This is a genomic window from Nostoc sp. UIC 10890, assembly GCF_054786515.1.
In genome coordinates this window covers 64,900-79,142 of sequence record NZ_JBSGKF010000002.1, presented here as the reverse complement: position 1 = coordinate 79,142, position 14,243 = coordinate 64,900, and the positions used below count along the sequence as shown (strand labels likewise).

The following is a 14,243-nucleotide window of genomic DNA, read 5'->3' as shown; positions in this document are numbered from 1 at the left end:
ATCATGCCAACAGGTGCTAATCAACTTTTTTATCTACAAGACCAACCCTCCCCTCCATTCGACCTGAAATTAGACGACAGTTACTTCCTGGTGAAGTTGCACGATGCTCAGGCATTTTTTCAAGCAAATTTCTTAGGTAAGGCTGATTTAGTGACATTTAGTTCTTCTGTGACAAGTTCTTTTCAACCCAATTCTCCTACCCAAAGCCTGCATCAAATATCTACGATTCAAAGAAACACTCCTTGTCGTTTGGGTCTTAGCACTAATTTAACTGAATGGCTTCCCGCTTACTCTGGTGATTCATTGAGGATTAACATCAAATATACGGTGTTGCAGGGGAAACCCATACAAAAATTCGTAGACCATATCAAACAAGCCGATTTGGTAGCGAAGTTGTCATTACGACCAGATTGGGTTGTAGCTGTCAAAGTTACTGATATTGTGGGCAGATTACTGAGTTATCTAGCGCAGGAAGGAAGCCAACAAGACCTGTTTAGCTTAATCATTGATTTCAACGTAGCGGATTTAAAAACTGGCTACCATCTTGTCTACGGTTCCCATAGCGATGAAGATTGGCCTTCACCTCAATTTCTGCAAATTGATGCAGATAAACGCTTAAGAGATAAAAGTAGCGGAAGTTTGCTTTCTCGTCTTTCTTATGCCGTCATTCAAGTATTGGGAATTCCGAGATTTGGTCAAGAAAAGTTCCGCGATGAACCTTGGTGGCTACTATTGCAAACAGTCAAAGAACATATACTTGACTCTGTTTTTAATACTGAACTAGAACGCCGACACAAAATAGGTGAATGGCTTTTCGTTCTCAGGCGGGTAAAAGAATTAGCTCTGAAGCAACGCGAGTTTTTATTATCAGAAATAGAAGAAATTATTGCTGCTGCTCAAGTAGAAGTAGAAACAAAATTACAACCAGGTAGCACAGCAGAAGCGGCTGGTCTTGGTGATGAATTACCTGATGATTTACAAGAGATATTAGGTGTGGAGACAGAAGGAGAACTGCAAAAGTTAGTGCGAGATTATCAGGATGCCTTGGAGATATCCCAGCAATTGCTGGAGCAGTATAAACTGTTGGGAGATTGATTGGTGAAACTACCATCTGATCTGTATTCGCAATGCCAAACAGTTTTTAAGAACTGTCCGCAATTTAAAAATTATGAAAGTCTTTGTGCATTTTGCGAAGCACAGCAAGAATTCTCTTTTTTAATAGACGAGCTAGTAACAGCTGACAGTCGATTATTTCTAGTGATGAAGAATCTACCTATACTTCTCAAAAGTAGACATACACAGTATGATTGGATATTTACCAGGTTTGTGCAATCCTTACGAGATAATTGTCATCCAGATAATGCACGATGGGGCGAAATTAATGATTTATGTGTCAAACTTGAAAAAATCCTAGTTCAAGCTCAAGCATTAGATACACAATTTTTTCTAGATAAGCAAAAACTTTTTCACTCGATTCTCGATATTGACTTTGACGAGCAGGAAGATAAAGTAATAACAGCTCTAGACTGGCAAAATTTTCCTCACAAAACAGCAGCTTTCTTAGTTCATGGTAATCATCAATTTGGGCAATTCCCTTTGGTTACTCGACTGTTGCAATTACAAGAACTAAAAAATGGGGAACGCAGAGAAATTGTTGTTAAACTTAGCAATCAGAAGAACATTTATGGCGTGTGGGAGGAAGTGGCTCGAAGGTTTGTTCATGGCAACCAGCCTACTGGGTTATCGCCAGAACAAATAAAGGAGAAAATTTTTCAAGCGTTGCAATCTCAAAATTTAATTTTTATATTTTATGAAGTCTATCAAAGTGATAGATTGAGTTTTTTGGATGAATTAATTCAAGATTTTTGGCAACCTATTGTAGAAAAAGCTAATCACAAAGAAACATATTTGGTAATGTTTTTAATTGATAATAAAGGAGGAGTCTGTAAATCAGGGGTTTCTTTGGCTGAGGAAGTTAATCACCCACAATACCCCAAAATTCCCTTAAGCTTACCCCCCAGCACACAATTTCCCCGTACAAAGATAGCTAGTTGGCTGCGAGTAGCAGTTAGAGACAAGGTAGTACCTGAAAGTTTATGTGTTGATATATTACTGACAGATTCTCAAGAAGGTGTTCCTGAGCTTGTTTACGAAAGAATTTGTCAGTACTGTAATACCAGTTGGGAAAGAGAGTTAGCACATAAGTTGATTCAGGTGTTCTAGTTGGAAAGGAAAATTAACACAATGGTTGATTCAGTAATACCCCGCATTTATACAGGTAAATCCGAATTTGATGGACGTGAGCCTTATATACCCGCGCCTGAGTTGATTGAAGCCGTAAATCTGACAATTTTTTTACAAAAACGCCCTTTGTTGCTCAAAGGAGAACCGGGTTGTGGTAAAACTCGCTTGGCTCGTGCTGTGGCTGATGAACTAAAATTACCTTATGAGTCTTGGTATATCCAGTCTACAACTAGAGCAAAAGATGGTTTTTACACTTACGATGCGATCGCTCGTCTTCAGGATGCCCAATTAGCACAGCATGATGAGCAGAAACGCTCAAAAGTGAATGACCCTAAAAATTATATCAAGCTTGGCCCTTTAGGTCGTGCGTTTGAAAACTCCCTGGAAAAATCGCAACGTAAATTTGAAAATTCGCTCTTAAAATCGCAACGGACTGTAGTTCTTATCGATGAAATTGATAAAGCCGATATTGATTTTCCCAACGATTTACTTCAAGCATTAGATGAGGCGTGTTTTCCTATTCAGGAAACAGGAGAGGAAATCAAAGCAAACCCAAAGCAGCCTCCAATTATATTTATTACTAGCAATGATGAAAAAGATTTACCTGATGCTTTCTTACGTCGTTGCTTATTCCACTATATTAAATTTCCTAAAGAATCTGAACTAATCAACATTATTAACGCTCACTTCCCGAAATCACAACCAGCAGTTATAGGAGCAGCTGTTAGACGCTTTCAACTACTGCGAAACAAGATGGAAGAAAATATTGGTAAAACTGGTAAAAAAGTGAGTACCAGTGAGTTAATTGACTGGTTTACAATCTTGCGAGAATATCCTGAAGATGAGGCTTTGAGTAAACTCGAAGGAGAACTTCCATTTGCTGGAGTTTTATTAAAGTATTGGAAGGATTATCGGGACTACTTGCTTCCGTCACGGGAGGAGAAAAATGAATCCCGTTGAAATTCCTTTACTCAATGCTTTGTTAATTTTATTTAATAAATTGCGGTCATATGGTTTTCCCTTGGGTGTGGAAGATTATATGTTGGCACTACAGGCGTTGCAAGCAGGATTTGGTATGGGCGATCGCCAAACATTAGAGCGATTGTGCTGTACACTATGGACAAAATCTGAGCAAGAAGCCCGTTTACTCAATCGGCTTTTTGATGAAGTGCTAGCTCAACCCCAAACTCATATAAATCAATCTTCCACTACCGAACCAGTAAAACCTGCGGTCGAAACGGATCAAAAAACCGAAACGCCTCAACCTGTAAATTCATTCACAAAGCCAGAAGAAACTGTCGGTTCTTCTACATCAACACCTATTTCCGAAGAACCTAATCAGCCACCACTTGAAAATCAACCAACTCAACCTCAAAAACCCGTTACTGAACCAAGTCCAACTGCTGATATAGTGCAAGAAATTGAACCAGAACAGGTAATTCAAGCACTTCGCAGCAATCAGCCTAGTAGCTTTGAAACAAGTTACTACCCCACAGATTTATCAGCACAATACCTACCAGTAACCAGCAGAGAGATGAAGCAAGGTTGGCGTTTTTTACGTCGCCGCGTGCGCGAAGGTACATTGAAGGAGTTAGACATAGCAGGTACAGTAGAAAAAAATTGTCGCTACGGGATTTTACCTGAACCAGTGATGATGTCACGCTATACCAATCAAGTTAAACTGGTATTACTGGTTGATCAAGGTGGCTCAATGGTGCCTTTTCATCATCTCTCCCGTCAATTAATAGACAAAGCTAAACGGGGTGGAAACATTAAGCAAACCAGTGTTTATTACTTTCAGAACTATCCTGAAAAATATCTTTATAGTGACCCAACTAGACTGGAAGCTCAACGAATTACAAATTTTCTAGAGTTTATTGATAAAAAAACATCCGTACTAATTGTTAGCGATGCTGGTGCTGCACGAGGTAACGATAATCCAGAACGAGTTAAGTATACACAAAAGTTTGTTGAGCAACTTCACCAATCAATAAATTATTATGCTTGGCTCAATCCCATGCCCAACCATAGTTGGCAGTATACCACTGCTGATAAAATTGCTCGTTTTGTGCCAATGTTTGAAATGAGTCGTGAGGGACTTAGTGCAGCTATTAATACTTTACGCGGTCGCTACGTTTACTGGGAGCATCCCTACCAGTGGATGTAATAATAGTTATTATGAGTGAAGCTAGAGCAACAAATTTGGACATAGCTATGGAGCGAATCTTAGGATTTGCCCAAAAATTTGATCAAGCGCACTTCGACTTAGCTTGTCATGCAGCATTTCCACAGACACTCACACCAGACTTACTTTACCAAATTTGGCTGCGCTTTGTACCCCAAGCTCCCTGGACAGCAGTTGCTCGCATACTTCTGTCTCGTTTGTGTCGTGAAGTAGGTTATGAGCTTTACGAGATGGATGTTGCTGTACGAAATCTGTTGCTAACAGAACTTAAGGAAGATGAGCGTTTTGGCAAACAGCAATTAGTTAAATTAGCCGAGTTTTATACTTGTTATTTAAAACAGCAGTTTGGCAGAGAAGAAGGACAGGAAGAAGATTTAACCCAACCTCAATATTGGATAGCACTTGCTTCTACTAAGTCAAAACATCTAAGTCGTGAATTAGCAAAAGCTATTGGGTCGAGGTTGCAACAGAAAAATTGGAAAGAACTATTTCGTTTAGCGTTATTTATAGAAGCTGTTCCAGAAGCATTGGTAGAATTTGAAGCGCCACTGATTACTTATGCTCGTGGAATGTTGAATTACACTACTGGGGATTTAGAAGGTGCGGCAGAAGAATTTAGCAAACTGCAAAGGCGGGAACGTCAGGTTGAGATTGTTGGAGTCAATTTATCGATTCCTGATGAAGTTCCTCTATTTGAAGTAGAATTAGCTTTCTTGCAAAGATCGTTGCAAATTATTTCGCAAGTCAACGGTGATGAACAAGTAGTTTACCCATTTTTAGCAGAGAATGTAGGAAAACTGAATGAACATTTAGCAGAAGTATTGCGGCTTTGGGCAACAAATATATTGACACAAGTGCAACCAGATAAAGCGCAATTACTAGCTACAGATATCAGTAATTTTAGTAGATTACTGACTCGGTTTCCTTTGGGTTTTAGAGCCAGCAATTTAGAAATTGCCATTACTGGTTGTAAAATAGTGCTGACTGTCTTTACTCGCGAGGTTTTTCCTGAAAAGTGGGCAGACATACAGGTTATTTTAGGGAATGCTTATAGAGATAGAATTCGTGGAGATAAAGCTGACAATTTAGAACAGGCAATTGCATCTTTCTTGGCTGCACTCCAAATCCTTACCCTCACTAGCTTTCCTCAAGCTTGTGCTTTGACACAAATTAGTTTGGGTGAAGCTTACATTAAAAGAATTCGAGGAAGTAAAGCCGAGAACTTAGAACAGGCAATTGCCTCTTTCTCGACTGCACTTCAAATCCTTACTCCCATCGACTTTCCTATTGATTGGGCAGGCACACAAATTAATCTAGGAATTGCTTACGTTAACAGGATTAAAGGAGATAAAACTGACAATATTGAAATGGCTATCAGTGCTTTTTCTGCGGCTTTAGAAGTGAGAACCCGCAGTGCCTTCCCCCATGAATGGGCTGCTACACAAAATGGTTTGGGAACTGCTTACTGTAAGAGAATATTAGGAGAGAGAGCAGAGAATCTAGAGTTGGCTATCAGTGCTTTTTCTGCGGCTTTAGAAGTGAGAACCCGCAGTGCCTTCCCCCATGAATGGGCTGCTACACAAAATGGTTTGGGAACTGCTTACCGTGACAGAATAATGGGAGACAGGGCAGAGAATCTGGAGTTGGCGATCACTGCTTTTTCTGCTGCCTTAGAAGTGTACACGCACAGTGCCTTTCCTCAAAACTGGGCAGAGACGCAAAATAATTTGGGAACTGCCTACCGTGACAGAATTTGGGGAGATAAAGCTGACAATTTGGAAATGGCGATCGCTGCTTTTTCTGCTGCCTTACAAGTATACACCCGTGAATCGTTCCCATATTACTGGGCAGAAACGCAAAATAATCTGGGGAGTGCTTACCGTGACCGAATTTTGGGTGAGAAAGCAGAGAATATCGAATTTGCGATCGCTGCTTTTTTTGCTGCACTGGAAGTCAGAACTCGCGATGCATTACCCTATGATTGGGCAGAAACGCAAAATAATTTAGGAACTGCTTACCGTGACAGAATAATGGGAGACAGGGCAGAGAATCTGGAAAGGGCGATCGCTGCTTTTTCTGCTGCCTTGGAAGTGTACACGCGCAGTGCCTTTCCTCAAAACTGGGCAGAGACGCAAAATAATCTAGCTACTGCTTACTGTGACAGAATAAAAAGAGAACGAGCCGATAATATTGAATTAGCGATCGCTGCTTTTTCTGCTGCCTTACAAGTATACACCCGCAGTTCCTTTCCTCTTAATTGGGCAGAGACGCAAAATAATCTAGCTACTGCTTACCTTAATAGAATCAGAGCGAATAAAGCTGAGAATTTAGAAATAGCGATCGCTTGTTTCCAAGATGCTCTGAGAGTTAGAACTATTGACGCTTTTCCCCAAAACCATGCAGAGACTTTATATAACCTGGGAATTGCTTACCAAGACAGTAACCAGTTTACCTTAGCTTACACTACCTTAGAATCTGCCATTACCACCGTAGAATCTTTATGGGAAGAAATAGTTTCTGGAGAGGAAAGCAAACGCAAACAAGCGGAAGAATGGAACAGACTTTATTGCCGTATGGTAGAAGTTTGCTTGGAATTAGGTAACATAACGGAAGCAATTGAATATGTTGAACGTAGCAAAACTCGCAATTTAGTTAAACAAATCCTCGAACGCGACTCTAAAACCATATTTCCCCCAGATGTTGTCACTCAACTAGAAAGATACAGGGATGAAATAGCCACAGTACAATATCAAATCCAAAATGGCAAAGCTGAAAATCCAAAAGTCCTTGCACAACATCTCCAAGAGTTACGACAACAGCGTAATGAATTGCAAAACCGCTACTTACCCGTTGGTTATGGTTTCAAATTCGATTCATTCTTGGCAATTTTGGATGATAGGACAGCAATTATAGAATGGTATATCACGACAGAGCGATTTCTTGCTTTTGTTGTCAAACCTCAAGGGGAAGAATTAACAATTTGGCAATCTCAACCAGAAGATTTGAACGCCCTGATTAGTTGGAACAATGAATATTTTGCTGACTACGACAGTCAAAAAGAGCAATGGCGAAATCAGCTAGAACAATGTTTGCAACAACTAGCAGAAATTCTGCACATAGAGGAAATATTAGCCCAAATCCCCAAACACTGTGATAGATTAATCCTCATCCCTCATCGCTTCTTGCACATATTACCGCTCCATGCGTTACCTGTAGGGGGATCATACTTAATTGACTTATTTATTAACGGCGTAGGCTATGCACCTAGTTGCCAGCTATTGAAATTAGTCCAAACTAGGCAACGTCCTGAATTTAGTAATATTTTTGCTATCCAAAATCCCACCCGAGACTTGACTTATACTGATATAGAAGTAGAAAGTATTGTTCAATACTTTTCCCAAAAAAATGTGTTAGTAGGAATAGCTGCAAGCAAAGCAGCAGTTATCATGGCGCGACTCCAGTCTGTCCACTGTGTACATTTTTCTGGTCACAGTTACTTTAATTTTAACTCTCCTCTAAAGTCAGCTTTAATATTAGCTGATGCCAACATTTCTGAACCTGCTGGTGCCAACATTTCTGAACGTATTGACCTAAGCAAATGTCTTACTTTAGCAGAAATATTTAATCTCAACCTAAGTGAATGTCGCTTAGTTACTCTCTCAGCTACTGAAACAGCCTTAACAGACTTTACAAGTGTTAGTGATGAATATATCGGCTTTCCCAGCGCTTTTATTGTTGCAGGTACCACTAGCGTCGTAGGCAGTTTTTGGTCACCCAATGATTTATCGACTGCTCTGTTGATGATTAAATTTTATGAGAATCTAAATACAGGTTATAGAGTAGCCGTTGCTCTCAATCAAGCCCAAATATGGCTGCGAGATATCACAAAGATAGAACTAGAACAATGGATAGAAAAAAATCAGTTGCAGCTAGACGCAACAGGAAGGATGAGTATAAGGCGTCGCTTTTACACCTTAGAAAATGATGCTAAACCTTTTCAATCGCCTTTTGATTGGGCAGCATTCTGTTATATTGGCCAGTTTGAGTTGGAGTCAAAAATGTCACCTTACGAAGATAATATTCTAACTTTTGTATACATATTACAAAAACAACCTGAGCTATTAACGGCAGAAGACCGTACTGATGTACTAGAATTGCTTGCAACCCTTCCAGATGATGTGGAAGAAATCTCAAATGCGATCGCCCTTTGGTATGAAACCCGTCCGCAAATTCTAGATGCTATCCTCAACGTACCAGTTGAAGATTTAGACAGTTTACGAGCTGCGGACGGTCGTAGGACTCCCATGACAGCTTCAGAAAGTAAGGACATGATTGAAAACTCGGTAACTGAAAGTAACAAGTCAAACCAGCCAGATACTTCTTCGTCTCAAACCAAAAAACAATGAAATTAACCATTATTGAAACTATTTTTGGTGATTTTGCTTGTTACGGAAAGCTTTTCCAGGGAATAAATGTATTGGTAGTAAATAATACTCCAATGTAAACAAGTCGTCCAGAATATATATTGGTTTAACTGGTTAAGCTACGCGATCGCCCTATAAACAAGAGAACATTACACAAAAACCGTCACCACCCCCTAAAAACGATGCAAAAACAGATTTGAGTAGACTCAAACAACATGGACGAACAACGCCACCAAGCCTATCTGGACTTAACCGAAGAACTACTCCGTTGCGACAGCACTCGTGCGCCGGAGATTTTGCGGGCTAGGCGAGAAGTTGTTGATACTGGCTGGGTGGAATGGTTAGAACAAGCAGCCATTCGGCAGGAAGAACAGGGTAACTTGCAAGGAGCCAATCAGATTTACAATCTACGTGATTATGCGGCTATGTTAGTTGCTTTGGAAACTGTAAAAATAACTGCGCCTTTCTGGAATGAGCTTTGGCAAGCAATTTTACAGAGCAACTGCAATCCCCAGGTGATTGAACCTCTGCTCAGAGCCAATTTAGACAAGCTCACTGATGCTTTTGCTCAAATCTTGCCTAGCTTGGCAGCTAACTTGTTCTCAACTATACCACCAGAAGGATGGACTACAATTGCTGGATTGTTCGTCAACTTCAGCAATCTCATGTTTCACTTTCCCTTAGGCATTAGGGCGAGCAACCTGGAAATTGCTATTGCAGGTTACAACATTGCACTAGATATCTTCACACAAACCGAGTGGCCACAGCAGTGGGCAATTGTACAAAACAGTCTTGGTGCAGCCTACAATAATCGCCTTCGTGGAGAACGAGCAGAGAATTTAGAGCAGGCGATCGCCTACTACCAAAATGCCCTACAAGTCTATACCCAAGATTCTTTCCCAGAGCAGTGGGCAATGCTCCAAAACAACTTGGGTACTGCTTACAGTAGCAGAATTTTGGGCGACCGAGCGCAAAACCTAGAGCAGGCAATTCTCTGCCACCAAAATTCCCTGCAAGTATACACCGAGGATGACTATCCTGTAGACTGGGCCAGAGCGCAGCATAACCTGGGAATAGCATATCGTGGACGTATTCAGGGAGAGCCGGATGCCAATTTAGAACAAGCAATTGCTTGTTTTCGCAGCAGTCTGCTAGTGCGTACCCGTAGTGCATTGCCGACGGAATGGGCAGATACGCAGAAAAATCTGGGAGTAGTTTACTGCGATCGCCAGCAGGGAAATAAAGCCAGGAACTTGGAACGCGCTATTAACTATTTGCAGAATGCTCTCCAAGTGTACACTCAAACAGAGTTTCCAGAAAAATGGGCACAGACGCAGAAGAACCTGGGAGTAGTTTACTGGCAACGCCTGGAGGGAGAGAAGGCAGAAAATATTGAACGAGCGATCGCTTGTTACCAAAACGCCCTCCAAGTCTATACCAAAGCTGAGTTAAGAGAAACTTGGGCAGAAACGCAAAATGCCTTAGCTGCTGCTTGGCGACAACGCATACTCGGTGAACGTCATCAAAATTTGGAACAGGCAATTAACTGCTGTCAGGAAGCATTGCAGGTACGCACTCAGGCTGCCTTTCCCATGTACCACGCGGAAACACAACTAAATTTGGGTTTAACTTACCGGGATATGCAGCAACTGTACCTAGCCTACTCTGCTTTTGTAGCAGCAGTTGAGACAGTGGAGTTTTTACGGAGTGAAATAATCTCTGGGGATATTGCTAAACGTAAGCTAGCTGAGGAATGGCATCAGCTTTATATCAACATAGTAGAGGTTTGCCTAGAACTGGCTGTTAATGAACCGCAATATCTTAGCAAGGCAATTACTTACGTTGAACGTAGCAAAACACGCCAGTTGGTAGAGTTAGTTCTCAGCCGTGACAATCACAGTATCTTTCCTCCAGACATTGCTAGTCAACTGCAACAGCTTCAGGATGAAATTAACCAGGGACAGCAGTGCATCCAGTCGGGAACATCTGCTAACTCTACTGTTCTAGCTCAAAAGCTGCAAAAATTGCGACAGCAGCGCAACACATTACAAGACAGTTACTTGGCTGTTGGTTCTCGCTTCGATTTAGCCCCCTTCCTAGCAAGTCTTGACGATCGCACTGCTGTAATTGAGTGGTTCATTGCTGACGGTCAAATTTTTACATTCGTTGTGACTCCCAATACTGGTTCTTCTTCTGCTCCCAACAGTGAAACCGAAGCCAATTCTTTTCTTTGTGTAGAAGAAAACCAGCAACGGATTACAGTTTGGCGGTCTACTCCAGAAGACCTGCAAGACCTAGCAAATTGGCTGGAGGCATACCTAAAAGATTACTACCAGGATAAAGGCTCTTGGCGAACTCAACTGATGCCGCGTCTAGAGGAACTTGCTAGGAATTTGTACTTCGACAGGCTCCTCTCCCAGTTACCGCAAGGGTGCAACCAGCTAATTTTGATTCCCCATCGGTTTTTGCATATATTACCACTTCATGCTTTGCCTGTATTTGATACTACCCTCATTGATAGATTTAGCCGTGGAATCCGCTATGCCCCTAGTTGCCAGCTGCTGCAATTAGCTCAAACCCGCCAAAGACCCAACTTTAAACATCTGTTCGCCATCCAAAATCCCACAAATGACCTTTCCTATGCTGCCATCGAAGTCGAAGTAATTAGGGATAAATTTGAGATAGCAACAGTTTTCCAACAGTCAGCAGCAACTAAAGCTGCTATCAGTAACAGTCTGTTGCAAGGCATTCACTGTGTCCACTTTGCATGCCACGGCATATTTGACTTAGTATCTCCACTAAACTCAGCATTGCAGTTGGCAGATGGGTCGTTGACTTTGGCAGAAATCTTGAACTTGGACTTGCAGCAAACGCGCCTCGTTACTCTTTCTGCCTGCGAAACGGGTTTGACTGACCCCTCCAGCCTCAGCGATGAGTACATCGGTTTACCCAGTGGTTTTCTATACGCGGGTACTCCTAGTGTAGTGAGTTCGCTGTGGACAGTGGATGACTTGTCAACGTCATTTTTGATGCTCCAGTTTTACTACAATCTCCGGAACGGTTCTTCTGTGGGTGCAGCTCTTAATCAAGCCCAGTTGTGGCTGCGGGATGTCACAAAGATGGAATTACAAAAATGGGTTATACAAATTAAGTTGCCCTTACCTCCGGCAGTGAAGATAGCCCTACATCGTCGTCTGCATCAGTTACAGGATGATAGTAAACCTTTTTGTGACGCTTTTCATTGGGCTGGGTTTTGTGCGGTGGGGGTGTAGTTTTAGCTAAATTATCGCTCTTTGAAGAAACAGTGCTGAGTGCTGAATGCAAGTAGTATACACAAATTGTGCCGGACTGGACGTACACAAAAAAATCGGGTGGGGACTGCCGCAAGTTGTTTGGACGTTGCCAGTCAACTGTAACAATTTTAGACATAAATTACAAAATATAATCTTTAAGCGTTCGCTTCTTCTCACAAGAAGAATAATTGAGAATGTATCGCTTTGATGCAGAAACCACCCATGCCGAAAAACTGGATTATTAAAGTAGACAACTATTTCCATGCAAACCCCAATTGCATCATCGCCACCGCCTATGTGGACACGTTTCCCACAAACCTACCCCTAGAACCCAACATCCGAGAACCTAACCGCAAAAGTGCGACATACCGACAAATCTTTGACTCTGTGACGACTCAACCAGAAAAATTCTTCTCTCGTCACAGTGGAATCGTTCTGTCAGCGAATAAAGTTAAACCTAGCAAAAACAAAACCGAACTGGAGCTAGAAGTTTTAGAAGCTAACGAGGGGGGTAGCGATGGCATTATCAATGGAGGTCACACAGTTTTAGCATTTGAGCAAGCTAAAAATTACAAATATGACCTAACCCAAGCCAGAGTCAAAGTTACCATCCACATCGGACTCCAGGAAGAGGAGGCTAAAGATATAGCCCTCGCATCCAATACCACATCGCCAGTAGATTCTCGCTCCAAAGTCAACGCCAGGGGAGATTACAAATTTATCAAGCAGTATTTAGCCCAGTTAGAAAGAGCAGAAGATAGAAAATTTAGAATAGCCTATTACCAAAACCAAAGCGGCGCTCCTAGAAATGCTCAGTGTAATGTTAACCACTTGTTCAAGCTGATCAACTGCCTCGACAGAAATAGATACAATCCCGACGGCAATAAACGAAGCAAGCACCCTACAGGTACAAACACCCCAAGCCAAATCACAGACACTGAGAGAGAAAGATTAACTCTTCTATTGCCTTTACTTCCGAAAGCTCTGTGGATAGAGCAAAGACTGTACGAAATCATCCAAGAACATATCAGCAACCCCAGAAGAAAGGGTGTCAACGATTTAGCATCAATCGATACACGCAAAAGTACCCTTCTCCCCGACAGCAAGTACTCGTTTGGGTTTGGTGCGCCAACTGACCTGGCACTACCCATAATTGCATCCTATCGGGTATTCCTAGACCAAGACTATAACTGGATTATTCCTTTTGACGAATTCGCCGAAAACTTTCTCCAACACCTGTGGGGTAACTATTACCGTAAATACTTGATATCGGAGAAAACAGCAGGAAATACAGTGGGGACTAAAATTTGTCGCAATCAAGAAATTTGGGAAAGTCTGTACATTTCGGCCCAAAGTTATTTAAACCAGCATTTGGTGAAAATTGTCAATTCCGCCAAGCGTGAAGAATTAACGCTCACACAAGGCTAAAATCTCCACTAAATAATTACAACAGATTTCAAGTCAGGTGAACTACACCAAGTGTTCTGCTGCGGGGACACCTGGTGCTTTCAAGTATGGAAGAAAGCAGGCGAATTTATTCTCTACGAGACGCTGCGCGTTAAGCGTAGCTATGCCGCAGGCTTTGCGCCGTCCCCATTCTTCAATTCCCATGCTTAAGTTAACGGTAGTTCAGCATCGGAGTCTTCTCCAAAAAGCCAATCGCCATCACTGTTTGAATTTACCTCGCCATCCACTTGAAGATTTAAAGAAGGCACCAGCTGTTCAATTTGGCTTTCAAGTCGGGAGAGCGCCAGCGTTAAAGAAGCAAGTTGCTCTCTATCCTTTTTAATTTCATTTGAAATTCCCACCCGCAATTGATTTAACCTTTCCTGGAGGGTATGCACTTCCGTTTTGGTCGCAGAAGGAATACTCACTTTCTCTGACAAGGCGGCGATTTGAGCTTTCAAAGCTTCAATTTCGGCAGCAGTTGCACTATCTGCACTATTGGGACTCTCTTCTACAAGTGCATTTCTAATACAATCCAGCACAAACTCTTTAAAAGTTAAGCGCAAATCCTCAGCACGCTGCTTGGCCTGCTTCACCAACTCCCGGTCTTCTTCTGACAGAAGTTTTATATTTATCTGCGGATATTCCACC

General features: G+C 41.8%; 8 protein-coding genes. 7 read left to right on the top strand and 1 reads right to left on the bottom strand.

Going from position 1 to position 14,243, the window contains the following annotated elements:
* Positions 1-3 precede the first annotated feature (3 nt).
* From ACWATR_RS30305 to ACWATR_RS30275, 7 genes are all read left to right on the top strand, one after another.
* Positions 4-1,095: a hypothetical protein gene (locus ACWATR_RS30305; protein WP_460341034.1), complete on the top strand. Its 1,092-nt coding sequence runs from the start codon at positions 4-6 to the stop codon at positions 1,093-1,095.
* Positions 1,096-1,098: 3 nt separating this feature from the next.
* Positions 1,099-2,223 (top strand): hypothetical protein, encoded by a 1,125-nt coding sequence (locus tag ACWATR_RS30300; RefSeq protein ID WP_460341031.1) that lies wholly within the window; start codon positions 1,099-1,101, stop codon positions 2,221-2,223.
* Positions 2,224-2,244: 21 nt separating this feature from the next.
* Positions 2,245-3,204, top strand: coding sequence for an AAA family ATPase (locus tag ACWATR_RS30295; RefSeq protein ID WP_460341028.1), 960 nt, complete (start codon positions 2,245-2,247; stop codon positions 3,202-3,204).
* Positions 3,191-4,411, top strand: a complete 1,221-nt coding sequence (locus tag ACWATR_RS30290; protein WP_460341025.1) for a VWA domain-containing protein — start codon at positions 3,191-3,193, stop codon at positions 4,409-4,411. Before ACWATR_RS30295 ends, ACWATR_RS30290 begins: the two co-directional genes overlap by 14 nt.
* Positions 4,412-4,458: 47 nt before the next feature.
* Positions 4,459-8,835, top strand: a complete 4,377-nt coding sequence (locus ACWATR_RS30285; RefSeq protein ID WP_460341022.1) for a CHAT domain-containing protein — start codon at positions 4,459-4,461, stop codon at positions 8,833-8,835.
* A 233-nt stretch (positions 8,836-9,068) separates the two neighbouring features.
* Positions 9,069-12,125, top strand: coding sequence for a CHAT domain-containing protein (locus ACWATR_RS30280; protein ID WP_460341019.1), 3,057 nt, complete (start codon positions 9,069-9,071; stop codon positions 12,123-12,125).
* Between the two features lie 243 nt (positions 12,126-12,368).
* Entirely contained in the window at positions 12,369-13,574 is a 1,206-nt protein-coding gene (locus tag ACWATR_RS30275; RefSeq protein ID WP_460341444.1) for an AIPR family protein, read from the top strand.
* A gap of 185 nt (positions 13,575-13,759) precedes the next feature.
* Here the strand turns inward: ACWATR_RS30275 and ACWATR_RS30270 are convergent, their stop codons facing one another.
* A complete protein-coding gene (locus tag ACWATR_RS30270) occupies positions 13,760-14,242 on the bottom strand; it encodes a hypothetical protein (protein WP_460341016.1) in 483 nt (160 codons plus the stop codon).
* Position 14,243 lies beyond the last annotated feature (1 nt).

Bases quoted from the DNA above. Each gene is read 5' to 3' on its own strand.
- ACWATR_RS30305 (WP_460341034.1), top strand. From the start codon at position 4: ATGCCAACAGGTGCTAATCAACTTTTTTATCTACAAGACCAACCCTCC.
- ACWATR_RS30295 (WP_460341028.1), top strand. From the start codon at position 2,245: ATGGTTGATTCAGTAATACCCCGCATTTATACAGGTAAATCCGAATTT.
- ACWATR_RS30290 (WP_460341025.1), top strand. From the start codon at position 3,191: ATGAATCCCGTTGAAATTCCTTTACTCAATGCTTTGTTAATTTTATTT.
- ACWATR_RS30285 (WP_460341022.1), top strand. From the start codon at position 4,459: ATGGAGCGAATCTTAGGATTTGCCCAAAAATTTGATCAAGCGCACTTC.
- ACWATR_RS30280 (WP_460341019.1), top strand. From the start codon at position 9,069: ATGGACGAACAACGCCACCAAGCCTATCTGGACTTAACCGAAGAACTA.
- ACWATR_RS30275 (WP_460341444.1), top strand. From the start codon at position 12,369: ATGCCGAAAAACTGGATTATTAAAGTAGACAACTATTTCCATGCAAAC.